At 64.5% G+C, this 23,880-nt stretch carries 26 protein-coding genes; 12 read left to right on the top strand and 14 right to left on the bottom strand.

What is annotated here, in order from left to right:
* Positions 1-39: 39 nt before the first annotated feature.
* Complete coding sequence (locus tag CH293_RS17030) at positions 40-600, bottom strand: sugar O-acetyltransferase (protein ID WP_037105913.1); 561 nt, start codon at positions 598-600, stop codon at positions 40-42.
* Positions 601-821: 221 nt separating this feature from the next.
* On the opposite strand from CH293_RS17030, the gene CH293_RS17025 reads away from it, so the two are divergent.
* A complete protein-coding gene (locus tag CH293_RS17025; RefSeq protein ID WP_037105910.1) occupies positions 822-1,310 on the top strand; it encodes a PH domain-containing protein in 489 nt (162 codons plus the stop codon).
* Complete coding sequence (locus tag CH293_RS17020; protein ID WP_094720885.1) at positions 1,307-2,800, top strand: PH domain-containing protein; 1,494 nt, start codon at positions 1,307-1,309, stop codon at positions 2,798-2,800. The genes CH293_RS17025 and CH293_RS17020 overlap by 4 nt, the downstream gene beginning before the upstream one ends.
* Here CH293_RS17020 and CH293_RS17015 read toward each other — a convergent pair.
* Positions 2,790-4,205: an MFS transporter gene (locus CH293_RS17015; protein WP_094720884.1), complete on the bottom strand. Its 1,416-nt coding sequence runs from the start codon at positions 4,203-4,205 to the stop codon at positions 2,790-2,792. The genes CH293_RS17020 and CH293_RS17015 overlap by 11 nt on opposite strands.
* A gap of 101 nt (positions 4,206-4,306) precedes the next feature.
* Between CH293_RS17015 and CH293_RS17010 the strand changes: the two genes are divergently transcribed.
* Both CH293_RS17010 and CH293_RS17005 read left to right on the top strand, forming a co-directional pair.
* Positions 4,307-4,690, top strand: a complete 384-nt coding sequence (locus CH293_RS17010; RefSeq protein ID WP_094720883.1) for a helix-turn-helix domain-containing protein — start codon at positions 4,307-4,309, stop codon at positions 4,688-4,690.
* Complete coding sequence (locus CH293_RS17005) at positions 4,678-5,379, top strand: uracil-DNA glycosylase (protein ID WP_094720882.1); 702 nt, start codon at positions 4,678-4,680, stop codon at positions 5,377-5,379. The genes CH293_RS17010 and CH293_RS17005 overlap by 13 nt, the downstream gene beginning before the upstream one ends.
* Here the strand turns inward: CH293_RS17005 and CH293_RS17000 are convergent.
* The 5 genes from CH293_RS17000 to typA all read right to left on the bottom strand — a co-directional run bounded on the left by CH293_RS17000 (position 5,306) and on the right by typA (position 10,654).
* Positions 5,306-5,758: a hypothetical protein gene (locus CH293_RS17000; RefSeq protein ID WP_037105901.1), complete on the bottom strand. Its 453-nt coding sequence runs from the start codon at positions 5,756-5,758 to the stop codon at positions 5,306-5,308. The two genes, CH293_RS17005 and CH293_RS17000, sit on opposite strands and share 74 nt — an antisense overlap.
* 28 nt (positions 5,759-5,786) lie before the next feature.
* On the bottom strand, positions 5,787-5,945 hold the full coding sequence (locus CH293_RS28225) for a hypothetical protein (protein WP_019665422.1): 159 nt from the start codon (positions 5,943-5,945) through the stop codon (positions 5,787-5,789).
* A gap of 27 nt (positions 5,946-5,972) precedes the next feature.
* Entirely contained in the window at positions 5,973-6,878 is a 906-nt protein-coding gene (gene mshB, locus CH293_RS16995) for an N-acetyl-1-D-myo-inositol-2-amino-2-deoxy-alpha-D-glucopyranoside deacetylase (RefSeq protein ID WP_094720881.1), read from the bottom strand.
* Positions 6,854-8,581 (bottom strand): ABC transporter family substrate-binding protein, encoded by a 1,728-nt coding sequence (locus CH293_RS16990; protein ID WP_094720957.1) that lies wholly within the window; start codon positions 8,579-8,581, stop codon positions 6,854-6,856. The genes mshB and CH293_RS16990 overlap by 25 nt, the downstream gene beginning before the upstream one ends.
* Before the next feature lie 135 nt (positions 8,582-8,716).
* Positions 8,717-10,654 (bottom strand): translational GTPase TypA, encoded by a 1,938-nt coding sequence (typA, locus tag CH293_RS16985; protein ID WP_020112613.1) that lies wholly within the window; start codon positions 10,652-10,654, stop codon positions 8,717-8,719.
* 187 nt (positions 10,655-10,841) lie between these two features.
* Here typA and CH293_RS28220 point away from each other — a divergent pair, with 187 nt between their 5' ends.
* Positions 10,842-11,018, top strand: a complete 177-nt coding sequence (locus CH293_RS28220; protein WP_019665427.1) for a hypothetical protein — start codon at positions 10,842-10,844, stop codon at positions 11,016-11,018.
* On the opposite strand, the gene CH293_RS16975 is transcribed toward CH293_RS28220, so the two are convergent.
* The gene (locus CH293_RS16975; RefSeq protein ID WP_052059143.1) at positions 10,996-11,415 is read right to left on the bottom strand and encodes a (deoxy)nucleoside triphosphate pyrophosphohydrolase; all 420 of its coding nucleotides are present in this window, start codon (positions 11,413-11,415) and stop codon (positions 10,996-10,998) included. The genes CH293_RS28220 and CH293_RS16975 overlap by 23 nt on opposite strands.
* Here CH293_RS16975 and CH293_RS16970 point away from each other — a divergent pair.
* On the top strand, positions 11,414-11,704 hold the full coding sequence (locus tag CH293_RS16970; RefSeq protein ID WP_037105894.1) for a 4a-hydroxytetrahydrobiopterin dehydratase: 291 nt from the start codon (positions 11,414-11,416) through the stop codon (positions 11,702-11,704). The two genes, CH293_RS16975 and CH293_RS16970, sit on opposite strands and share 2 nt — an antisense overlap.
* Here CH293_RS16970 and CH293_RS16965 read toward each other — a convergent pair.
* Positions 11,646-12,890, bottom strand: a complete 1,245-nt coding sequence (locus tag CH293_RS16965; RefSeq protein ID WP_037105891.1) for a mannosyltransferase — start codon at positions 12,888-12,890, stop codon at positions 11,646-11,648. The two genes, CH293_RS16970 and CH293_RS16965, sit on opposite strands and share 59 nt — an antisense overlap.
* A gap of 330 nt (positions 12,891-13,220) precedes the next feature.
* Here CH293_RS16965 and CH293_RS16960 point away from each other — a divergent pair, with 330 nt between their 5' ends.
* Together CH293_RS16960 and CH293_RS16955 are read left to right on the top strand one after the other, a co-directional pair.
* On the top strand, positions 13,221-14,018 hold the full coding sequence (locus tag CH293_RS16960; protein ID WP_241483639.1) for a hypothetical protein: 798 nt from the start codon (positions 13,221-13,223) through the stop codon (positions 14,016-14,018).
* Positions 14,019-14,069: 51 nt separating this feature from the next.
* Complete coding sequence (locus CH293_RS16955; RefSeq protein WP_094653398.1) at positions 14,070-15,299, top strand: MFS transporter; 1,230 nt, start codon at positions 14,070-14,072, stop codon at positions 15,297-15,299.
* A gap of 62 nt (positions 15,300-15,361) precedes the next feature.
* Here CH293_RS16955 and CH293_RS16950 read toward each other — a convergent pair whose 3' ends face one another.
* A complete protein-coding gene (locus CH293_RS16950; RefSeq protein ID WP_037105877.1) occupies positions 15,362-16,129 on the bottom strand; it encodes a DUF1906 domain-containing protein in 768 nt (255 codons plus the stop codon).
* Between the two features lie 135 nt (positions 16,130-16,264).
* On the opposite strand from CH293_RS16950, the gene CH293_RS16945 reads away from it, so the two are divergent.
* The 4 genes from CH293_RS16945 to CH293_RS16930 all read left to right on the top strand — a co-directional run bounded on the left by CH293_RS16945 (position 16,265) and on the right by CH293_RS16930 (position 20,041).
* Entirely contained in the window at positions 16,265-16,843 is a 579-nt protein-coding gene (locus CH293_RS16945; protein WP_019665434.1) for a TerD family protein, read from the top strand.
* Positions 16,844-16,973: 130 nt separating this feature from the next.
* Positions 16,974-17,753 carry a hypothetical protein gene (locus tag CH293_RS16940; RefSeq protein WP_037105872.1) on the top strand — a complete coding sequence of 260 codons (780 nt, stop codon included), beginning with the start codon at positions 16,974-16,976 and terminating at the stop codon, positions 17,751-17,753.
* A gap of 52 nt (positions 17,754-17,805) precedes the next feature.
* Positions 17,806-19,104, top strand: a complete 1,299-nt coding sequence (locus CH293_RS16935) for a WS/DGAT domain-containing protein (RefSeq protein WP_037105869.1) — start codon at positions 17,806-17,808, stop codon at positions 19,102-19,104.
* A gap of 58 nt (positions 19,105-19,162) precedes the next feature.
* Positions 19,163-20,041 carry a PE-PPE domain-containing protein gene (locus tag CH293_RS16930; RefSeq protein ID WP_037105866.1) on the top strand — a complete coding sequence of 293 codons (879 nt, stop codon included), beginning with the start codon at positions 19,163-19,165 and terminating at the stop codon, positions 20,039-20,041.
* On the opposite strand, the gene CH293_RS16925 is transcribed toward CH293_RS16930, so the two are convergent.
* The 4 genes from CH293_RS16925 to CH293_RS16910 all read right to left on the bottom strand — a co-directional run bounded on the left by CH293_RS16925 (position 20,023) and on the right by CH293_RS16910 (position 23,874).
* Entirely contained in the window at positions 20,023-20,496 is a 474-nt protein-coding gene (locus CH293_RS16925; protein WP_037105863.1) for an SRPBCC family protein, read from the bottom strand. The two genes, CH293_RS16930 and CH293_RS16925, sit on opposite strands and share 19 nt — an antisense overlap.
* A 13-nt stretch (positions 20,497-20,509) precedes the next feature.
* Positions 20,510-20,875: a VOC family protein gene (locus CH293_RS16920; protein ID WP_037105860.1), complete on the bottom strand. Its 366-nt coding sequence runs from the start codon at positions 20,873-20,875 to the stop codon at positions 20,510-20,512.
* Between the two features lie 26 nt (positions 20,876-20,901).
* Positions 20,902-21,888, bottom strand: coding sequence for an alpha/beta hydrolase family protein (locus tag CH293_RS16915; protein WP_037105857.1), 987 nt, complete (start codon positions 21,886-21,888; stop codon positions 20,902-20,904).
* Positions 21,889-21,972: 84 nt separating this feature from the next.
* A complete protein-coding gene (locus CH293_RS16910; protein ID WP_094720880.1) occupies positions 21,973-23,874 on the bottom strand; it encodes an alpha-amylase family protein in 1,902 nt (633 codons plus the stop codon).
* Positions 23,875-23,880 lie beyond the last annotated feature (6 nt).

Here is a 23,880-nt window from a genome sequence, read left to right as displayed (position 1 = left end):
ACACGGACGTGCCACCGGGACCGCTTCGCGCGTGGATCGTCACGGCAACGACCGGATCACCCTGCAGGGGTTTCCCGCTGCAAACGTGCTCGGCGCAACATCCCTCGTCACCACACTCCCCGCGCCCACCACCGAGTTCTCGCCGATGGTGACACCGGGGCAGACGATGACTCCGCCGCCCAGCCACACATTGTCTCCGATGACGATGGGCTTCGCACTCTCCCATCGTTGTCGACGTGCCTCGTGATCCTCCATCGGATGCAGTGCAGTCAGCAGTTGTGCACGCGGACCGATGGACACATCGTCCCCGATCGTGATCGGCGCGCAGTCCAGCAGAATCGCGTCGTAGTTCAGGAAGGTGTTGCTGCCGATGGTGATGTTGCTGCCGTAATCGCACTGGAACCGCGGCATGATCCACGACCGATCGCCGAATCCGCCGAGCAGTCCGGTGAGGAGGTCACGACGACGGTCGTCCTCGTCGGCAGCCGTCGCGTTGTACGCGTCGAGCACTCGCCGGCACGCCAGGCGTTCGGCAACCAATTCCGGATCGCTGTCCTTGTACAGGTCGCCTCGAACCATCGCGTCTCGTTCAGTCCCCATTCATGCGACGGTACGGGAGCCTCTCCCGCGCACGTTCCATCCCACCGCGCAGGTTGCAACCCACGCTTTCACTACAACCTGCGCAGCCATCCCCCTGGTGACCGAACGCCACGTTCGGTCCCCCAGCCTTCCTCGCGCACGTTCCATCCCACCGCGCAGGGTGCAACCCACGCTTCCGCTACAACCCGCGCAGCCGGAGTGTGCGGATAGGGTCTGTAAGCATGATCACGATGACCGACCCGGCGTGGCGTCCGAGTCCCCGTGCCAAGCAGTTGTGGGCGATCAATGCCACGTTGATCTGGATTCCGGTGTTCGTCGCACAGGTCGTATGGGCGGTGGTCGTGGATACGTGGACGACGTGGCCGCACGTCACGGTGTTAGTGGTGTCGGTCGTGCTCGCGGCGCTGGACATCGTGGTGACGCCGATCTGGCGGTATCGAGTACACCGCTGGGAGATCAGCGACACCGCGGTCTACACCCGCACGGGGTGGTTCAACCAGGAGCGACGTGTCGCCCCGATCAGCCGGGTGCAGACAGTGGACACCGAGCGTGGTCCGATCGATCGCCTGCTCGGGTTGTCGACGGTGACGGTGACGACGGCGTCCTCCGCGGGTGCTGTCAAGATCACGGCCCTCGACAAGGAGGTTGCAGACAAGACCGTCGCACAGCTGACCGACATCGCGGGACGGACGTTGGGCGACGCCACATGAGCGACGAACTTCTCGCCGAGGAAGAGCAGCAACCGTGGCTGCGGCTCGACAAGCGGATGCTGCTGGTACATCCGGTCAACGAGGCAGTGAAGGTTCTGCCGGTCCTGCTGGTGTCGTTCATCGTCGGCAGTCGGAGCGGCAATCATCTGTGGGGCTTGATCATCGTCGCGGTGGTCGTCGTGTTCGCGATTCTGCGCTGGTTCACCACGAGTTACCGAATCGGCCCGGTGCACGTGCAACTACGCACCGGCGTTTTTCAGAAGAAGCTCCTGTCGGTGCCGCGCAGCCGCATTCGGTCCGTGGACATCGAGGCCGGTGTGCTCCACCGCGTGCTCGGTCTGTCGATCCTGCGCATCGGCACGGGTCAACAGGCGGGCAAGGGTGAGAAGTTCGAGCTGAACGCACTCGACTCGAAGGTCGTACCTACCCTGCGCGAAGAGCTGCTCGAGCGAGTCACGAGACGGCCGGACTCTCCGAACGAAGCGCCACCGGCAGAGAACGAGATCGCGCACTGGCGGACGTCGTGGGTGCGCTATGCGCCGTTCTCGTTCACCGGCGTCGTCACCATCGCCGCAGCGATCGGTGTCCTGTTCCAGTACGGATTCGCGGAAACGATCACCGAGTCCTCGGTCGTCACCGACAGCATCGACTCCGCCGAGCGATTCGGGATCGCAGTGGTGGTCGTGGTCGGACTGCTCGTCCTGCTGGCGATAGCGAGCGTCTTCGCCTGCGTCCGCTACCTGATCGCGTACGGAAACCTGACGGTCACCGACGACGGGACTCGACTGCACGTCGCACACGGACTGCTGAGGACTCGGTCGACGACGCTCGACCGTAAGCGCCTGCGCGGGACGTCACTGTCCGAGCCGCTGCTGCTGCGGGTCGCGAAAGGCGCGAAGCTCGACGCCATCATGACGGGCGTCAGTGCAGAGAAGAAGGAGTCGTCGCTACTACTGCCCCAGGCTCCCGCTGCCGAAGCCAGACGAATGATGACCGTCGTTCTCGGTGACGCGGGACTCCACGGTGACGCCAGGAAACCATTGGTGGTGCACGGCCCGGCGGCACAGCGTCGACGCTACACACGGGCCGTGCTCCCCGTCGCCGTCGTCGCAGCAGGCGTCGGCGTTGCAGAGTACGTAGGTGCACCGATCCCCCTCCTCGTCTGGGCCGCACTGGCTGTTCTGTTCGTCGGTGCACTCTCGGTTGCCTGGGACCGCTGTCGGGGTCTCGGCCACGCCGTTCTACCGGGTTGGCTGATCACCCAGCACGGTTCGCTGGATCGCAAGCGCCACAGCCTCGAGGCCGCAGGAATCATCGGGTGGACCGTGCGCCAGAGCTTCTTCCAGCGCCGCGCCGGGGTCGCGACCATCGTCGCCGCGACCCCCGCAGGGGTCGGTCACTACGAAATTCTCGATGTGCCCGTCGACCAGGCGTGGTCACTCGTCGAGGCAGTGACTCCGGGAGCCGGTGACAAGTGGGTCACGCGCTGACGCCGTCGTCCTGCGCTCGTGGTGTCAGCGCGGGCATCTGCCATACCGCGACTACGGCGGCGACGACGATGTAGACCGCCGCGACCACGAACGCCTGATGGAAGACCTCGGTTCTGGCGATGCGGACGGCCACCGTGTCCGTGTCGTCGACGACAGGAATGCTGCTGAAGGCGATGGTGGCTGCCACTGCCACGCCGAGCGAGCCGCCGAGCTCTTGGCTCGTGCCGATCACCCCAGCAGCAACGCCCGCGCGTTCCTCGGACACATCGGATTGCGCAGCAATCTGGAGACAGACGAATGCGATGCCCATCCCTGTGCCGAGAAGGACGAATGCCGGCAGCATGTCGATCCAGTACGACGACTCCGGGGGTGCCAGTCGAAGCAGCACGGTCCCGACGAGGATCGACGCGAATCCGACGAGCAGCACGAACTTGGCCGAAACACGTCCTGTCAGACCGCTGGCGATTGCAGCACCCAACACCACAGTCAGCGCCAGTGGTAGGTACGCGAATCCTGTTGCCAACGGCGATAGTTCGAGTACCTGTTGAAGGAAAAGGCTGACGAAGAAGAACAAGGTCACCACCACGCCCAGCAGAAGCACTGTAACGATGTTGGCGGTTCTCAACGCCCGTGACGCGAATACCTCGAACGGAATCAGCGGATCCCGTACCAGTGTTTCGACGCCGACGAACGCGACGAGCACGACCACGCCGATGATCCCTGCGACTTGCACGAGCTGATCTCCCCACCCTGCTTCGATCGCACGTGCGAGAGCACTGATGACGGCCAACAGGCCACCGGTCAACATCACGGAGCCGACGAGATCGAACGACGAAGCGCGCCCATGACTTTCGGGCAACACACGCGGAGCCACCACAAGTGCGAGCACGGTGACCGGAACATTGACGAAGAACACCCAGCGCCAGTCCAGTAGATCGGTGACGACTCCTCCGAGCACGACGCCCGCAACGGAGGCGAGCCCGGTGAGCCCGCCCCACACACCGAGCGCCTTGTTCCGATCGTCGCCCTCTCTGTAGGTGAGCGTCAGGATGGCCAACGCCGAGGGCGCCATCAACGCCGCGCCGACGCCCTGCACTCCACGTGAGACGAACAGAACGACCTGATCACCGGCCAAGCCCGCGATCAACGACGCCAGACCGAACAAGGCCAGCCCGCATTGCAGCACGGTTCGTCGCCCGAAGCGATCGGCCAATCGTGACCCGAGAAGCAGACACCCGCCAAGCAGGGTGCCGTACGCAGTCACGACGTACGGCAGGTTGCCCTCGCGAATGTCGAGGGCCTCTTCGATCGAGGGCAACGCCACGTTGACGATCGACACATCCAGAAACACCATGAACTGGGAAACGCCGAGGAAAACCAGAACAGACCATTTGCGCGACACCATGATCGCCCCCTTTGTTGTCGTCGAATGTTCGAGAACGACGTTGACGCTAGCGCTGCCGGATACTAGGTTCCTAGAGGAAACCAAGTACCCCCGGAGGTCACGTGCCGCACGAACCCACTGCCAGCAATGGGTGCCCGATCACGCCGGTCGTCGATCTCGTGTTCAGCCGGTGGACCACGCCGATTCTGTGGACTCTTCATCACGAGGGGCCGATGCGGTTCAGCGAACTGCGCGCTCGCATCGGAGCGACGGCGAAGGTCTTGACCGACAGGCTTCGTCAGCTCGAACGCGACGGGCTCGTCACCCGGACGATGTATCCGGTGGTTCCACTTCGGGTGGACTACGAGATCACCGCGTTGGGAAGCAGCCTGCAGCCGGTCTTCAGCGCGTTGGTGACCTGGTCGGACGAGAACTTGGCGCACGTCACCACGTCCCGAAACACGTTCGACGAGGCATCCGCTCCAGGCAACCCGTGGGCGCGATGATCCCGCGAGACATTCCTCGACTCGACGCGGCGATATCGCAGTGCAGGGCCTGCCGACGCCTGGTGAACTGGCGTGAGAAGGTCGCCGTCGAGAAACGGGCGGCGTTTCGCGACGAAACCTACTGGGGCAGAGCGGTCCCTGGGTTCGGGCCGGCGAATGCTCGCGTTCTGATAGTCGGGCTCGCGCCCGCAGCCCACGGAGCCAATCGCACCGGGCGTATGTTCACCGGCGACCGAAGCGGCGATTTCCTCTATGCGGCGCTGCACGCCGTCGGATTGGCCAACCAGCCCACGTCGACGCACATCGGAGACGGCCTCGAACTACGAGGTGTACGAATCACCGCTCCGGTCCACTGCGCTCCCCCGGACAACAAGCCGACGGTCACCGAGCGAGATCGATGCCAGAAGTGGCTGGACATCGAACTGCGCCTGCTGAAGCCGACACTGCGATCAATCGTCGTCCTCGGCGGCTTCGGCTGGCAATCACTGCTGCCGATGCTCAAGCGAAACGGGTGGGAAGTTCCGCGACCGCGGCCGAAGTTCGGCCACGGGGTGCACGTCCAACTCGACGGCGTCCGTTTGTTCGGCAGCTACCACGTCAGCCAGCAGAACACCTTCACCGGGAGGCTGACCCCGACGATGATCGAGAATGTGCTCCGGGATGCGGGTGAGCATGCGGGGTTGCTGTGAGGCGTTGCAGCCTCCAGCTGAACAGCAGTACCCCCGGTGGAACGAGTCCGCCGAGAAGCAGTATCGCCGTGCGCCAGTCCGCCAGGAGTAGGACGTCTCCGCCGGGGCCGCCGAACATGCACAGCAGGACGGCGACGAACCACGCGATCAGCGGCGACGCGATGGCCAGCGGTTCCTCGGCGACCTTGCGGGCCGCGAACAGCAACGCAACGTTCGCAGCCCCGGCAAGAAGCGCACTCACCGGGAACGGCACCGAGCCGAGGTAGGTGGGAAGAAACAGGATCGACAGAACGCCGCACAGAAAACCGTCGAAGATCAGTACTGCGAGAGTTGCCCTCGACACGAGGACGACAGCATTGGATGCGGCCTTCGAGATCATGCGTCCAATACTGACGTATCGAGATCGATCAGGAGACCGGCGGGTATCCCAACGAGGTCAGCAAGTTGCTCAGCGCTGAAGCGATATCGGTCAATCCCTGCTGGTAGAGCATTTCCTGCCGCGGAAAGTCCGGCATGAGCGAGTTGACGAACGCGACTATGGCGTCCTGCACGATCCAGTTGTACATGTGTGACCCACCCCAGATGCAATCAAATTAGTGATTCACGCCATATCCTAGTACGCCGGCGAACAGATCCGTTTCCCTACCCGACGAATCGAGGTCCGCCGGTTCGCCGCGGACCAGCACGTACTGCTCGTCGGCGAGGATGGGTTGCACGATGTTGTTGGACAGCGCGTACTCGACACCCGACGGCGCCACGGTCACCTGAGTGGCGTGGGCACGCAGGGCATCACGTTTGAGGTCGAAGACCTCACGTACATCGATCGACGTCGTCACGACGCTCTCCGGAACCGACGGGAGTTCACCGTCCTCCGGCATCCTCCAACCGTCGGGCACCTCGCCGATCGCGTCGATACCGTCGTGCAGCTGCTTCTCGCCGGTGACGGTCCAGTAGAACTTCCTCGGCGTGCACGGCGCTCCCGCGTCCGGATAGTGATCCGTTCCTGCCAGGTCGAACGCTTCCGTCACCAGAGAATGCACTTGCTGGTGATCCGGGTGACCGTAGCCGCCCTCCGGGTCGTAGCCGACGATCACGTCCGGCTGCACACTGCGTACCACCGACAGCATCGCTTCGAGCGCCTCGTCTCGATTCGCGTTGACGAACGCCCGCGGATTGGACGCCGCCGCCGTACCGGCCATTCCCGAGTCGCGGTACTTCCCTGCTCCACCGAGGAATCTCGGAGGCTGTGCACCGAGAACTGCCAGCGCCCTGTCCAATTCGAGGATGCGGTATCCACCGAGCTGGTTCGCTTCGTCGACCACGAGGTGTGCCCACGTGTCTCCGATGACCTCGCCCTCCTCGCCGAGCGAGCACGTCAGGACCGTGACTTCCACGCCTGCTCGCGCGTAACGCGCGATGGTGCCTCCGGTGGTGATGGTCTCGTCGTCCGGATGTGCGTGAACGAGTAGCAGTTTCACTTGGTCGGTGTCCTCACCCATTTCGATGCGTCGCCGAAAATCCCCGTTTCGATGGGACCGGCCAACGACGCACCTTCCACACCGGTGCCCGCTGCGACGACGGAAGAATCCTGCATGATCGGGAGCACCGCGGCCAACTCCCAGAGCTTCGGCTCGGCTTCGGCGACGAGGCGGTCGACCGGCAGTTCCCCTCGAAGCGCGCGGTCCACCGAGCCCTCGAGCTCGGGTACGCACAAGCCGGACAGATTGCTCGGAGACGGCAGAGGCGCGTCGTCGCCCTCGGCCTCCACTGGCGCGGGCGCGTCGGTCTGCGTTGCCGGGCAACCGAATCGAGACGCCATGACGGTTGCGGGGTCCACCCCGGCCGCGGACCACCCGACGATCGCGTCGACCTCGCTGTCGGTCAGAGCGGTGCTGTACAACTCCTCCGCGGGCAGCGCAGTGACCGTTGCTTTGATTCCTGCGCCGGACAGCTGGTCCGCTGCGGTGTTCGCGACGGCGATCGACACGGTGTCGTTCTCCACGGCACCGATCACGAAATCGAGAGGTACACCGGCTTTTCCGAGAGACCCGTCGGCCAATGGGACGTATCCGGCCTGTTCCAGCAGCGTCAGTGCGGCCTCGCGAGTGATCGGAGCTGGAGCGGTGGCGTCGTAGCGCGTGTCCGACGGAGAGGTCAGATGCGCTCGGGCGGGATGATCGGCAGATCCGGATCCTGCTGCGACGGTGGACAACAGCGAGGAGTCGAGCAGTCCCAGCACTCCTCTCCGCACGATCGGGTCCGTCAGAACCGGCGTGCGCCCGTTCAGCGTCAGATCCAGAACGCGGGGTTGGAACCGAATCCCGGTGCGTATACCTGGAATTGCCGACAGCTGCGCTTCGGTGGCCGTGCCTGCCCGGACTTGCGCTGCCTGTGCATCACCCGAGCGCAGCGAGTCCGCGAGTTGCGCCGGAGTTCCACCACGGCGAAGCAGGATCTGGAACGGCAGGGCGGGCTCACCCCAGTAGCGGTCGTTACGCTCGAGCAGAATTTCGTCGCGCCCGCGGTCGATGGACTTGATGTTGAACTGACTGCCGGAGACGGGAACGTTGTCGCTGAGGCCGGTCTCGAAGCCGCCGGGTGAGTCCTTGAGCAGGTGGCTCGGCAGCAGGTCGGTGAACAGTCGCTGCCAGTTCGGGTACGGCTGAGACAGGGTGACGTCGACGGTCTTGCCTCCACCGGACGAGGCCACGTCCTCGATGAGCGCGTATCCAGCGGGATCGACGACGCCTGGCTGCGAGATCATCTGCTGCCACAGGTATCTGAAGTCCTCGGCGGCGATCGGCGCACTGTCGGACCACTGTGCGTCGTTGCGCAGCTGGTATCTGACCGTGAACGGATTCTGCGACGTAACCTCGGCCGACACGAGGACGGTCGAATCCAGGGCCCAGACGGTGCTCGCCGGGTCGTTCGGATCGGCGATCGGACGGAAGGGGCTCGGTAGGACGAGCGAACTGACCGCAGAATTGGCCGGCGACTGATCCGAGAGCAGATGGGGATTGAAACCGATCCCCACATCGTCGATGGCCACGACCACTCGGTCGCCGGTCTCGGTCGGCGCCGGAGTGGTCGTCGTGGCCTCGGGGGTGGGTTCGCTCTCGACAGGAGGCGGCGGATTGGCCGTGCAGGCTGCCAACACCAGTGCAATGGCTGCGACTGCAATGCCACTCTTCGTCCGCCGCACTATGGCCGCTCCTTCGTCGTTGCCCAGCACCTGTCCATCCCACAGGCACCACCATCGTTCCAGCGTGGTGACCCTCTGCAGAGTCACCACGCTCGAACGGCTACCTCGAGCCCAGAATGTACCGAAACAGGCTGATTACAGAGCAGCCTTGTCGCGGGACTTGCTACGCGAACGCTCACGAGCGCGCTCGTTGGAATCGAGGTGCACCTTGCGGACGCGAACGACCTCGGGTGTCACCTCGACGCACTCGTCGCCTGCACAGAACTCCATGGCCATTTCCAGGTCCAGCTTCTTGGGCTTGGCGAGGGTCTCCATGACGTCGGCGGAGGACTGACGCATGTTGGTCAGCTTCTTCTCGCGGGTGACGTTGATGTCGAGGTCTTCCTGACGCGGGTTGATGCCCACGACCATGCCCTCGTAGGTGTCCGCGCCGGGCTCGACGAAGAACGTTCCGCGGTCGGCCAGCTGGATCATGGCGAACGGGGTGACGCTTCCGCTGCGGTCCGAGACGAGCGAGCCGGTGTGGCGTGCACGGATCTCGCCTGCCCACGGTGCGTAGCCGTGGAAGACGGCGTTGGCGATACCGGTGCCGCGGGTGTCGGTGAGGAAGTCGGTGCGGAAACCGATCAGGCCTCGCGACGGGACGATGAACTCCATGCGAACCCAGCCTGCGCCGTGGTTCGTCATCTGCACCATCTTGCCCTTGCGTGCCGCGAGGAGCTGGGTGACGCTGCCGAGGAATTCCTCGGGGGTGTCGATGGTGAGCTCCTCGAAGGGCTCGTGGATCTTGCCGTCGACCTGGCGGGTGACCACCTGTGGCTTTCCGACGGTGAGCTCGAAGCCCTCGCGACGCATCTGCTCGACGAGGATGGCGAGTGCGAGCTCACCACGACCCTGGACCTCCCAGGCGTCGGGACGACCGATGTCGAGGACCTTGAGCGAGACGTTGCCGACGAGCTCGGAGTCCAGACGGCTCTTGACCATACGAGCGGTCAGCTTGTGGCCGCTGACGCGTCCGACGAGCGGGCTCGTGTTGGTGCCGATGGTGACCGAGATGGCCGGCTGGTCGACGGTGATGCGGGGTAGGGCGACCGGGTTTTCCAGGTCGGCCAGGGTGTCACCGATCATGATGTCCGGGAAACCGGCCACGGCGACGATGTCGCCGGCGACACCCTTCTCGCCGGGAACGCGCTCGACACCGATGGTGTTGAGCAGCTCGGTGACCTTGGTCTTCTGGACGACGGGCTCGCCGTCGACTTCACGCATCCAGCTGACGGTCTGGCCCTTGCTGAGCGTGCCGTTGTGGATGCGGACGAGCGCGAGGCGGCCGAGGAAGGCCGACGCGTCGAGGTTGGTGACGTGAGCCTGGAGCGGCGCGTCGACGTTGCCCTTGGGTGCGGGAACGTAGTTGAGGAGGACGTCGAACAGTTCGTCGAGGTTCTCCGCGTCCGGTGCGCTGCCGTTCTCGGGCTGCACCTTCGATGCCTTGCCCTCACGGCCGGAGGCGTACAGAACGGGGAGGTCGAGGGCGAGCTCGGCTGCCTCGGACGCTTCGTCGTCGAGGTCCGACGCCAGGTCCAACAGCAGGTCGTGGCTCTCGGAGACCACCTCTTCGATGCGCGCGTCGGGACGGTCGGTCTTGTTCACGACCAGGATGACGGGCAGCGACGCGGCGAGCGCCTTACGCAACACGAAGCGCGTCTGCGGCAGCGGGCCTTCGGACGCGTCGACGAGCAGGACGACGCCGTCGACCATCGAGAGGCCGCGCTCGACCTCTCCACCGAAGTCGGCGTGGCCGGGGGTGTCGATGACGTTGATGACGGTGATGGTGCCGTCGGGGTTGTGGCGGTGAACGGCGGTGTTCTTCGCCAGGATGGTGATGCCTTTTTCCTTCTCGAGGTCACCGGAGTCCATGACTCGGTCCACGAGTTCGGCGCGTTCCTCGAACGCTCCCGACTGCCGCAGCATGGCGTCGACCAGCGTGGTCTTGCCGTGGTCGACGTGTGCAACGATGGCTACGTTGCGGAAGGTTGTGGTGCTGTCGATGTTGTCTGCACTGCTTGGGGCGCTCACGCGAAAAATTCTCCTGGGTCGAATGCGGGCTCTTGTTCGCTAGCGGGCTTATGTCGCTAGAGAAGCGCGCTGCACCGCGAGGTTCTCGCGACCGATCGAGTTTACCCGCTCGCACAGGGTGACCTGCACCACGCAGTACTGTTGGGTAGGAATTCACCTCGAAGTCGAGCAAAGCGGAGCCAAGAAAATGGGCAAGGTCAAGGCCAAGGACATCTCGGGTCTGAAGCCCAAGAAGAAGTGTTGCCGCAAGAAAACACGGTGCTTGAAGTGCCCCGTCGTCATCATGCGTATGAAGAAACTCGAGGACGCGGGCGCCACCGGCAAAGACTTGAAGAAGGGTCTCAAGAAGGCCCGGGCTGCCTGAGAAAGGCACTCAATTCGGAGACCCAGGCGCGATCGGCGTCGACGAGGTCCATCGTGGACAGCGCGGACGCATCCACCCAGCGAAGCGCGGAGTGATCGAGCGGTACCGGGTTACCGGAGATCAGCTCGACGCGGTAGGCACGGAGCACACGGCCTTCGGCCAACGCGACATCACCGGTCAACGCATGCCCGACGGCGGTCTCGACGCCCAGTTCCTCCCGCAGTTCCCGTGCCAACGCAGCCTCGGGGGTTTCGCCCGGTTCGACTTTTCCGCCGGGAAGCTCCCACAGTCCGGCGAGTTCGACGGGTCGCGCGCGCTGCGCGAGCAGCAACAATCCGTCGGCGACGATTGCTCCTGCCACCACGAGACGCTCGTTCGTGCCACCATCGTCTGTCATGGCCGACCTACTCTCCGATTCCGATGTCGACGACGCGCTTCGCGCCCTTCCACAGTGGCGACGAGTGGACTCGTCGATCGTCCGCACCGTCGAACTTCCGACGTTCCCTACCGCGATCGAGTTCGTCTCTCGTGTGGCGGCTGCTGCGGAAGCCGCCGACCATCATCCGGACATCGACATTCGATGGCGAAAGCTGACCTTCACCCTGTCGACGCATTCGGCGGGCGGGCTCACGCAGAAGGATGTCGATCTGGCGCATCGGATCGACGCGTTGTTGCCCGAAGACTGAGCATCTGCGCACGCAGACGATCCCTACCGAGGTAGATGACCCAGCCGTAGACGAGCACGATTCCGACGATGTCGACGGCACCGAACCAGGCGAGCACGCCGGGCCGGGAGACCAGCCAGATCGATTCCTGAAAGAAGCTGAGTATCCACGGCACGCCGACGAGCGTGGTGAGCAGCCAGAATCCGGCGACGACGCGGGTACCGATTCGTCGCCGGTCGGGACCGTGCAGCAACCACACCAGCATCGGCATGACCCAGACCCAATGGTGGGACCAGGAGATGGGCGAGACGGCGAGCCCGAGCAGTTGGACGATGATCAGGGTGCCGAGAAGGTCACCGGGGCGTAGTGCCCGCCACGCAGCGACCGCGAGTGCTGCGATCACCAGGACGCCGGCGATCCAGGCGACGGACGATTCGACGTCGTATCCCGCGATGCGGCTCATCGCCCCTCGGAGCGACTGGTTCCACACCGATCCGACGGGACCGATGCGGTCGGCGTCGCCCAGCAGTGTCGTGAAGTACGTACCCGCCTGGTGTCCGAGGACCGCGTAACTGACGGCGACAGTCGCCCCGAATGCGACGGCCGAGAAGGCAGCGGCTTTCCATCGTCGGGTGGCGAGGAAGAACAGTCCGGTGATCGCGGGCGTCAACTTGATACCGGCGACGAAACCGACGATGCCGCCGGCGACCCACCATCGGGAGCTGCGTACCGCGAGCACCGCCCCCAGGGCGAGAAATCCGTTCACCTGCCCGTAGTCGAGCGTGGTGCGTACCGGTTCGGTCCACAGAGCCAGCGCGGTCCACGCCATGGCGGGCCGCACCGTTGCTGCGTCGTCGCCGAGGATCATCTCGAGGGCGAGCTTGACCAGCAGGAACATTGCGGCCATCGTCGCGAGCTGCCAGCACACGCCGACGAACGTGAAGGGCAGGTAGTGCAACGGGAAGAACACGAGAGCCGCGAACGGCGGATACGTGAACGGCAGCGGAAAGTCCGGCGTCTCTTCGGAATAGGTGAAGTCGTACAGATCATCCCGTAGCAGCGCTGCAGATCCGTCGACGTAGACGTGCAGGTCGACGAGGTTCATCCCGTTCTCGGTCGCGAACGCCCAGACGAGACGTGCGATCACGGACAAGAGGAGCAGCAGGGGTGCGAGGCGAAGAATCGACAGACGGGGCGGGGGGTTCACTGAAGTAACTGCTCCCGTTCGATTCGACCGCGATTGACGCCTGAGCCTATAGGGCGTCGGATCTGGTTCCGAAACAGCCGTTCACAGAAATTCTTCGACGTCGTATTGGATTGTCACAAATAACAGTTTCATCACCAGTAACACTATTCACTTCTGCAACAGGCTAATCTACGGTGGCAGTCTGGCATCGGCATCGGCTGTACAACGATGGGCCGTATACATAGAGTGACCCCTCGAGCCAGCAACAGTTCCACGGCCCGCTTTCGATGAGGATGGGGAAATCAAGTGCTTCGTAACGGGGTAACGCGCAGGACCGTCACCGCAGTAGCTGTGACAATCGCTGCCGCGCTGGCAGTGCCGGCCACCGCATCGGCCGAGCCTGCACTGCAGGCCCCGGCCGCTCCCGAGTCCCCGACTCCCGAAACACAGTTGCCTCCCTTCTTTCTTCCCACTCCGGATCAGCCGCTTCCCGATTACGCACAGATCGAAGCCCTCGCCTCGTTCGCTCCGGCTATTCTCGGCGCTGCAGCCGGTCCGACGGATGTCGCCGCTGCTCCTCAGGCGGATCTTCTCGCCCAGGCGCGCGCACTTCTCGAGAACTCGGCCTTGCCGGATCAGGTCAAGTCCACCCTCGAGCGGGTCATCACGTTCCTGGACGGTTCCGGCGGCGGTGGCCCCGAGCTTCCCCCCGCGGACGGGCCGGTCATCGCGCAGTTCCTGTACCCCACCATCGGCAAGGGATGCATCTCCGACAGCGCAGACTCGGTCGGCACGGCGCTGGCAGTACCCGGCCCGGCCACGCTTCCCCCTCCCGGCCCGCCTGCAGGCCAAGCAGGTTTCGTGTTCACCGCACTCGGCACCGCGCCCATCGCGCAGGTCCAGGAAGCTCCGCTGACGGTCACGTGGCTCAACCTCGACAACCGTCGCACGGGCACCACGGAACTCACCGGCGCGTCGAACATCAACCCGGACGGACCGGCCACCGTCTCGGCTATCGCCGACACCGGTCCGGGCCGAGTGCTCGCCGTCGTCTCGGGTTCGATCACGACGCAGTCCAAGGAAGATCCCGCCGCCCCGGCACGCACGTGCGGATTCCTGCCGACCATCGGGACTGTGTTCGTTCCCTGATCGACCGAGCCTGACCGCCCCCTCGCCGGCATTGCCCATTAGGGTTTGCTGGTGAGCAAACCTGTCGCATTCGTAGCGGTCACCTACGCATTCACCATCGCGATGATGGGCACGACCATGCCCACTCCCGTGTACTCGCTCTACCAGGCCGAGTTCGGGTTCTCGGTGTTCGTCGTGACCGTGATTTTCGCAGCGTATGCGCTCGGCGTGCTGGCCGCTCTCCTCGCGTTCGGGCGGTGGTCCGATTCGCTCGGTAGGCGACCGCTCCTGCTCGCAGGCGTGGCGCTCGGCATCGCCAGCGCTCTGGTGTTCATCTTCGCCGGGTCCGTTGCTGCGCTCCTCGTCGGTCGTGTTCTGTCGGGCCTGTCCGCGGGCATCTTCGTCGGCACGGCAACGGTCACCTTGATGGAGCTGGCTCCCGGTCCACGACCGGGGCCTGCAGCAACGAGCACTTCGCAGTGGAAGTCCAGAGCTCCCGCCATAGCCACTGCGGCGAACATCGGCGGGCTGGGGCTCGGACCGCTCGTGGCTGGTCTGCTGGTCGAGTATCTCCCCGAGCCGACGCACCTGACCTTCGTCGTGAACCTTGTGCTGCTGGTCCTTGCCGGCGTCGCCGTGTTTCTCATTCCGGAACCGGTGACGGTGTTGCCCGGCGCGCGGCCTCACATGCAGAGGTTGTCCGTGCCGGCTCCGGTGCGTGCCACGTTCGTGCGAGCGTCGATCGGCGGGTTCGCCGGTTTCGCCGTTCTCGGGCTGTTCACAGGCGTCTCTCCCGGATTCGTCACACAGGTGCTGGGAGTGCAGAACCACGCGGTGGTCGGCGCTGTCGCCTTCGTGACGTTCGCGTCCTCTGCTGTCGCACAGATCGCGCTTCGTGGGCTCGGCACGACTGTCGCGCTGCGTGGCGGGTGCATCACGCTCATCGTCGGCGTCAGCGCTCTATGCCTCGCTCTGGCCACGGCGTCTCTACCGATCCTGCTGGTCGCCGCTGTGGTGTGCGGTATCGGCCAAGGCGTCACGTTCAGCAAGGGATTGGCGTCGGTGACCGAGAAGCTACCAGCGGATCGGCGCGCAGAGGTGACGTCGACACTGTTCGTCGTCCTCTACGTCGCGATTTCTGTCCCCGTCATCGGCGCAGGTGCTGCGGCGACAGCGTGGGGCCTCGTCACTGCGGGTGTTGTGTTCTCGGCGGTCGTTGCGGCTTTGGCCGTCGTGTCGTTGATTCTGCTGTTCGGAAGAACGGCAGTGAATCAGGAGCCGAGCGAATCCGAGAAAAGCTGATAAAAATACGCCGCGATCGCATAAATGACATCGATGAGATTCATTGCGAAATTCTTTCCGGCTCAGGCCAACGACCACTGGCCGTAATCGGGCTTCAGAATTACATTCAGGTCGATGCCGATTCCGTCGATTTTCGCTTTGTCGATCTGAACCTGATGCACATGCGCAGCCGGGTGGCGAAAACCTTTCGGAGTGCCCCAGTTGTGCTGCCAGTACCACTGACCGAGACCGGCGATGGACGCCAGTTCGATCGTGGGTGAATTGGCGTAGATGCCGGTGTTCTCCGGGCCGACGATCGATTCCCAGCCCAGGATGTAGGGCGCGATCAGGGTCGCGAACTGCACCGCGGTGGGATTGTCGTCGATGGAAACGTAGATCGGGCGATTCTCTGGTCCACCCGCTGCTCGGTGCAGTTCGAGGCCGCGCTTCGCATGCTTGACGCCTGCCGCGAATCCGCCCTTCCAGTCCGAGGTGTCACCCTTGCCGAACTGGTAGTTGGACACCACTTCGAGGCCGGCCTCGGTGAGCGCGTCGGCCTCGTCGCGCTTCATGGGCTTGCCGAGCATCCATTCGGCTCCCGGCCTACGGTCCGAGACGTATCTGATCGCGCCCAGGTGCCCGGCAGCGCGAATCGATTCCGGCGACGGAACCCCGCCCGAGTAATCGATCAACGTCCCCAGCCCGTCGGCGCGTGCTGCCTGAGTGGACACTGCGGCCAGACCGACGGCGGCCGCCGATCCCACAGCGGCGTACTTGAACAAGTCTCGACGCGATACGTGCACGTAAGTCCCCAGATCGATAGTTTCGCTCGGCGTGTCGCCGACGCGCACGCCGGCCGCCCTGATAACTTTTTCGGTTTCGGTATTTCACCACAATCACTCCAGCATCGCTAGTCACACCCTCCCCTCTCTTCACCACCTACTGTGGAGAGCAGGCAATTCATCTACGAATGAAGGAGTAAGTGAATGGGCGTCACCCTGGCCAAGGGCGGAAACGTATCGCTGTCGAAGGAAGCCCCGAACCTGACTGCCGTGACCATCGGATTGGGCTGGGATGTGCGCAGCACGACGGGCGGGGATTTCGACCTCGACGCCAGCGCCATCGGACTCGGCGCGGACAAGAAGTCCGCGGGAGATCAGTTCTTCGTCTTCTACAACAACCTCCGTTCCCCCGACGGCGCCATCGAGCACACCGGCGACAACCGCACTGGCGAAGGCGAGGGCGACGACGAGTCGATCGACATCGACCTCGTCGCGCTGTCCCCGCAGATCGATTCCATCGTCTTTCCGGTCTCCATCCACGACGCCGACGCGTTGGGGCAGAGTTTCGGCCAGGTCATCAATGCATTCATTCGTGTCGTGGATCGGGCCGACGGTCGTGAACTCGCGCGATTCGACCTGACCGAAGACGCCTCCACCGAGACCGCGATGGTGTTCGGCGAGCTCTACCGCCGCGGCCAGGAATGGAAGTTCCGAGCTATCGGCCAGGGTTACGCCTCCGGCCTCGCCGGCATTGTGCGTGACTACGGAATCAACGCAAGCTGACGCACCGAACTCGGCGTAGGCCGACGTTGCAATTGCATAACCGTGAACTCCTGGGCTTGAGAACTTCATAAGAATTGTGGTCCCATCACCCCATTCGTAACTTTGACCTCATGAGTCCCAGGAGTCACATATGTCTCGTCGCCTCAGCCGTTTAGCGGGAACCGTCGCATTGTCGTGCGCGGCTCTACTCGCGGTTCCCGCGACCGCGGCGGCCGATCCCGGCCCCGCGTCGCCTGCACCGGCAGCTCTCGATGCTGTCTCCCAGGCTGCTGCCGACGCCATCGCGGCGACTCGCACGGAGGTAGCCGAACCGACCGGCGCCAATCCGCTCGCTGCACTCGACACGGTGAACGGCATTCTGACGAACGTCGGCATCACGCCGTTCTTCTACCCGACGGCCGCGATCAACTGCGCCGCCGCGCCCGGAGCACCTCTCGGCATCGTGCCCGGTGTGGCAGGCGGTGCCGCAGGACCGTGGCCCAACCTGACCATCCCCTCGCCCGTCCCGCTGCCGGCTCTCAACGCGGCCGAGGCCGGAGAGACGCTGTTCGCATTCGTTCCGGCCGGCATCGTCGACGATTCCGGCGACAAGAGCGGAATGCAGGTGGCGTGGTTCAACGTCAACACTCTTAAGGGCGGCTTCGCCGACTTCGGCGGCGCGACATCGACGCTGGTGCAGTCGATTCTGGACAACCTCGACGTCATCCCGGCCGTCAAGGACTTGGTTCGCGGACCGCTGACCGACGCGCTCGCCGTGCTGCCGGCAGCAGGCGCGCGGGCCGTACCGGTCGAGACCGGCGCCGGCACCGTCCTCGCCGCGGTCTTCGGCACCGTGAACCACAAGGCAGTCGACGGTAGCGACAAGAGCTGCTTCTTCTTCCCGACGGTCGGTCTGGTGAACGTCGCCTGACGTCTCTCGCGTCGTCCGCGCACCGGTCACCTGCCGCAGCTGGTCTCGGCAGGTGACCGTTCGTCTGCATCCCACCGACGCCCAGACGTACTGGATGTCCGCAAAGATTCCGAACGATCAATTTTTGTTGTACTGCTTCGACTCCGACACGCCTGCGGAGTCCGTCCGCGAAGAACTGCTACGTCGCGCGGAACAGATCAGCGACCTCGGTGTGCGGATCGTCGATTTCCCACTCTCGCTTCGCTATCCGAGTCTTCGTCGGGCACCCGACACAACGGCTCTCGTACACATCCGGGAGACTGGCCGCACGTGGAGGGACTGCCTCGACACCGTCGCCGAGGCATTCACCGATCAGCTCGACCCCCACCGATCCGTCTGGCGTCTGCACCTTTTCGGTGGCGTCACCGGCGCTCCGCGGTGCGACGGCCCTGCACTCGTTGCGGTACTACAGATCTCGCACGCACTGGGCGACGGCCGTGTCGCGTCGAGCCTGGCCCGACGACTCCTCGGAGACGACCGGTCCGCGCCTGCCCCCATCCCCGACCGGCCCCGAATCGGCCCGCGCACATTCCTTCGAAGAGCCACCAGTGCGCGCGATCTCGAACGACAGCTGACAGCTGACACCGCCGCCGGAACAGTCCCCGCTCCTGCGCCGGGCCGACCCAAGATCACAGTCAACGTCGCACCGACCGGACGCACATTTTTGCGGTGTCTCGTTCGTGATCACAGAGACTTCACCGGCCCGGGCATCAGCGTCACAGTCGGTGCCGCAACCGCGATCTCACTCGCTCTCGAACGCTACCTCTCACACCATGGAGATCCGGTACCCGCCGAGCTCGGCGCCGAGGTGACACTGGGCAAGCAGGGTGAACGCCGGGCGCGCAACCACTTCGGCAACGCAGGAGTGGACCTCCGCCCCGACATCACCGATCTCGTCACCCGAGCGCACGCCATCTCCGAGTCACTGCAGGCTCGTCGTCGCCGCGCAGCCCATCCCGCAGCCGAGGCTCAGTCGCTCGCATCCGAAGCCGTTCCCGCTGTACTGCTGCACTGGGGTGTCCGCCAGTTCGACGCCACCGCCGTTCCGGACATGGTCACCGGAAACACGGTCCTGTCGAGCGTCGCGCGTGGTGCCGCGGACCTCGAACTCGGAGGCGGTCCGGTTCGTTTCACCGCCGGCTTCCCTGCACTGTCCCCGGTCATGGGGCTCACGCACGGAGTCCATGGCATCGGCGACGCCGTGACCGTCAGCGTGACATCGGCGGCGTCGGCGATGCCGGATCCCGACGTCTACTGCTCGTTCCTGGACCGCGCGATCGACGAGGTCTCGACCGCACTTCACCGGAGGTGAGCCCGGTAGCGGTCGTCTTCCCAGAGATTTCACAGAATGCCGCGTCATAGTCGAGGACATGACCCAGCTGACCGTTCTCGCAGTAGGTGGAACCGGAGAGTCCCGACCGGACGATCACCGTACTTTCGTCACGGGACTGCTCGGCCACGTCACCGGCGCACTGGACGACCGGTTCGTCTGCCGATGGGTCGGCTACCCGGCGTCGTACGGTCCCGTCGCAGTCGGCGGGCTGAGCTATCGGCACAGCACCGCACTGGGAGTCCGTAGACTCATCGCTGCTGTCGAAGCAACCCGAGGACCGGTCGCACTGATCGGCTACTCGCAGGGCTGCTCGGTCATCCGCGAAGTTCTGGGACAGATGGCCTCCGGTGCGATCGACTTGCCGGCGGTGACGGCAGCGGGACTGATTTCCGATCCTCAGCAACCCGAGGGTGCCGTCGACGGGTGTTCCGGTCGCGGAGTCGCGGGCGTCGGGCCGAACGTACCGGCCGAGGTCGAGACGGTCTGGATCGGGCACCCACACGACATGATCTGCAACGCCAGCGAGGACAGCTACATTCGCGATATCGCCGATCTCACGAGGTGGATGTCGTTCCGCACGACCCGGTCGTGGCTCCGACAGGTATGGCACCTGATCCGCAGCAACGGTTTTCAGAATGCGTCGAAGACCAGCTTCTCGCCGCGGCAATGGAGGAGGGACGCCCGACGCGTACGCGTCGCACTGCGGGAGCTCGCGGGGTACCTTCCGAAGACCCTGGCGTGGCGTCGTTGGTCGGTGGCCAATCCGTCGGGCGGACGCCACATCGCGTACGCGGTAGAACCGCTCGACGCCGGAGAGGTCGACGGAAGCGGCCTCACCGGCTGCCAGGTACTCGCACAGTGGCTGCAGGTGCACGCTGATCAGCGGTTATCCCGCCGTCACGAACTGGCGGCCTGACCTTCCGCTCGTGCTTTGAGCTGAGCCAATCCCTTCTCGAAATCCTTCCCCACGACCTTGTCCATCGGGAAGAGCTTTCCGAGCAGGGTGAAGAAGAGGTTGTTCTCCCCCGTCATGGACCAGGTGATCTCGGACCCGTTCGCGCCGGGATCGATGGTGAACGTGGTGACGTTCTTCGCCTTGAACGGTTTGGTGAACACCAGGTCGAGGACGACGATCTGACCCGGCTTCGAATCCGTGATCGTCATCGATCCGGCCCCGGCCTTGCGGTTGCCGGACCAGGCGTAGGAGGCGCCGACACCGGTGCTCGGACCTGTGTAGGTCCGTGACAAATCGGGGTCGGCGCCTTCCCACGGTGACCAGGTACGCCACTCACGGAGGTCGTTGATCAACGGGTGGATCTTGTCCGGCGACGCGTTGATCACCGTCGAGCGTTCTACCAGGAAAGAGCTCATGCGCGAATAGTAGTCATCCTCTGCGGCACAGGCAGAACAGGTGACCGACGGGGTCCTGGAACACGGCGAAGCCGGGGTGGTTCTCGTTGCCTTCGATCTTCGTCGCGCCGATTCCGAGGACGTAGTCCTCGGCTTCCTGCATGTCGTCGACGACGAAATCCAGGTGGATCTTGATGCCGTCGGACGGCCAGTCGATGGGAGTGAACTCGGGGGCTCGTTGAAACGCGAGGCGAAGTTCCCCCGGTCCCTGAATCACCACCCAGTCGCCGTCGTCGCTCGTGGGCTTCCATCCGAGAACCTGTGCGTAGAACCCGGCGAGAGCAGTCGGGTCCGGGCAGTCCAGGACGGTGTAGTCGACCTCGATCTTGGGTGCAGTCATGCGTGCACGCTAATACGAGAGAACGCCTACTGTCCCAGAGTCGGTGCGAAGGTGGTGAACCATGCGTCCTTCAGGTGCTCTTCCCAGAAGTTCCACCAGTGCGTTCCGACTCCGGTGATGCGCACCTCCGGATTGTTGCCGGTTGCGCGGAGTGCTCCGACGTAGGCGCGACTGGACAGACCCGACGCAGTCTCGAGGGGAACCATCTGTGCGAACTTGACGGGGTCGAAGCTGGCGCTGACCGGGTTGACGGTCGGATCGGTCAGCGGCGAACCGGTACCGGCCGAGACGAACACCTTAGTGTTGCGGAGCTTGCCGACGTTGAGCAGCGGATCGTTGGCGAGCCACGACGCCGACGGCCATGCGCCCCACATGTTGCGCGCATTGCCACCCATTTCGCCGACCGACACCTGGATACCCTGCGCGTAGCCGGGGCTGCTGGCCGTCGGGTAGCCACTGAACGATGCAACGGCCTTGTAGAAGTCGGGGTGGTTTGCGGCCAGGTTCAGCGCGGAGGTGCCGCTCATGGACAGACCGGCGACTGCGTTGTTGACGCCGTCGCTGCCGAACTGCGCGGACATGACCGGCGGTAGCTCCTGCGTCAGGAAGGTCTCCCACTTCACGACGCCCAGCTTGGGGTCGGGGCGCTCCCAGTCGGTGTAGAAGGTTCCGCCGCCGCCGAACGGGATGACCACGTTGACGTGCTTGTCGGCGAAGAACTGCTCCACGTCGGTCTCGATGAGCCAGCCGTTGTTGTCGTCCGGCGCACGCAGACCGTCGAGCAGATAGATCGTCGGAGCGGGGCCCTCACCTGCAGCTTTCAGGACCTTGACGGGGATGTCCTTGTTCATCGCGTCCGAGTGGACGTAGACCAGCGCGGAATCGGCCTGCGCAACACCCGTCCCCACGAAGGTGGCACCGAACGCCGCGACCAGCACGGTGACGAGACCCAACAGCAGGCGGGAGCGTAGCCCGCGGAGCGACCCGACCGAGCTGCGAGCACGAGAAAACATCAACGAGTCCCTAACGTCCGATATCCGACGACCTTCGGGAGGCAGGGTAACAGGGATATAACGCCTTCGCTTCTTCGCCGATTCTCAGACGATCCACCACGCGGCGTACGGCGGGACCCACAGCATTCCGTCGGGGTCGTCGAGTCCGTGCTCTGCCAGATCGTGGCCGGACAGCACTTCGCGAGGATCGCCCGACCCCAGGTCCGTCAACCGGGCTCGGGCAAGTGGCCGATGCTCACCCGTGACGTTGAAGACCCCGACAAAGGTTCCACTCGGGTGTCGACGCTGCACGACGAGGAGCCCGTCGTCGATGTCCGCGTCGGTGAGCACCCGGGTGGGGGCCTCGGAGTGAAGCATCGGCAGTCCGGCACGGACGCGTGCGATGAGAGCGATTCCGTCGAAGACTCGTTGGGCGTCGGATCCCTGCTCGAAGCGGCGGGCTCGGTCGGAGTCGGTCATCCGCGGCCGGTGAACCCACCGATTGTCGGCGGAGTGTCCGTCCTCCGACGCCCAATCGGAGTCGCCCGGTGATCCGATTTCGTCGCCGCTCCACACGACGGGAATTCCTCCCCACGCCGCCACGACGGCGTGCGCGAGAAAGATCCGGGCGAATCCGCCCGCGACATCTTTCCTCGACGGGCCGAGTCCGGTGAGAGCCGCGGCCGTGCCACTGATCCGCCGATCACCGGTCTCCTTGTTGTGTTGAAAGACAAGCCCTTCCGCCCACGATCCGTCGAACTCGCCGGAGTACCAGTCCGCAAGGAACTGCCGATGCCCGACGCCGGTGACACCGCGGGCCGAGGCATCGGAATCGTCGATGGCCCAGCCGATGTCGTCGTGACAGCGGACATAGGTCACCCAGGTACCGCCGGGCGGTGTCGGTGGCAACCCGGCGAGTGCGTGCCGGGCCAGATCGGTGGAGCCGGACGCCAACATGGACCACACGTGCACCATCAGACTGTTGTGATACGCGATGTCCGACACGCGTCCCGCATGGCGACCCTCACCCAGATAGGGCATGAGGTCTCGGGGCCCGACGATGGCCTCGGCCTTGAACAACGTCGCTGGGGCGGTCAACCGGCAGGTCGCCCGCAACGCCTGCGTGACGGCGTGCACCTCCGGCTGGTTCTGGCAGTTGGTCCCGAGCCTTTTCCAGAGAAACGCGATGGCGTCGAGGCGCAGCACCTCGATTCCCAGGTTCGCCAGATGCACCACGATCTCGGCGAATTCGAGCAACACAGCGGGGTTCGCCCAGTTCAGGTCCCACTGCCACTCGTTGAACGTCGTCCACACCCATTCGCCGTCGACCTCGGTGAAACTACCGGGCGCGAAGTCCGGGAACACCTCGGGCAGGGTGCGCTCGAATCTGTCTGGAGTGTCGCGTTCGGGATAGATCAGGAAGTAGTCGCGATACTTCGCGTCACCCGCTCGCGCGGCAACTGCCCAGTCATGTTCGCGGGCAACGTGATTGAGAACCAGGTCGACGACGGAGCTGATCCCGCGACTGCGCAGCGTGGTGGCCAATTCCGCCAGATCCTCGTTGGTGCCGAGATCCTCACGTACCGAGGAGAAGTCCATGACGGCGTACCCGCCGTCGTTGTCGCCGGGACGCGGCTTCAGCAACGGCATCATGTGCAGGTAGGTGACTCCCAGATCTGTCAGGTGATCGAGCCTGTCCCCCATGCCTTTCAGCGTCGACGCATAGCGATCGACGTAGCAGGCGTAGCCGAACATGTTCGGCCGCTGGAACCAGTCCGGTTGCAGCAATCTGCGTTCGTCGAGCCGGTGCAGCTCGTCGGACCGCGCGGCGAACCCCCGGGCAGCGATGGTGACGAGAGCCGACGCCACCTCGTCCGGGGAGGCGTACAGCGCGGTGACCGCGTCGAGCAGATCGGGCCCCCACTGCTGCAGTCGCAGCTCGAACGTCTGACGCCTGTGCATGGGTAGATCCGCGAGCAGATCGCGTGCCTCCTCGGAGAGAACCATGCTTGC

Source organism: Rhodococcus sp. 14-2470-1b, assembly GCF_002259415.1.
Lineage (GTDB): Bacteria > Actinomycetota > Actinomycetes > Mycobacteriales > Mycobacteriaceae > Rhodococcoides.
The sequence above is the reverse complement of the archived record's forward strand: the minus strand, read 5'-3'. Positions and strand labels throughout refer to the sequence as shown.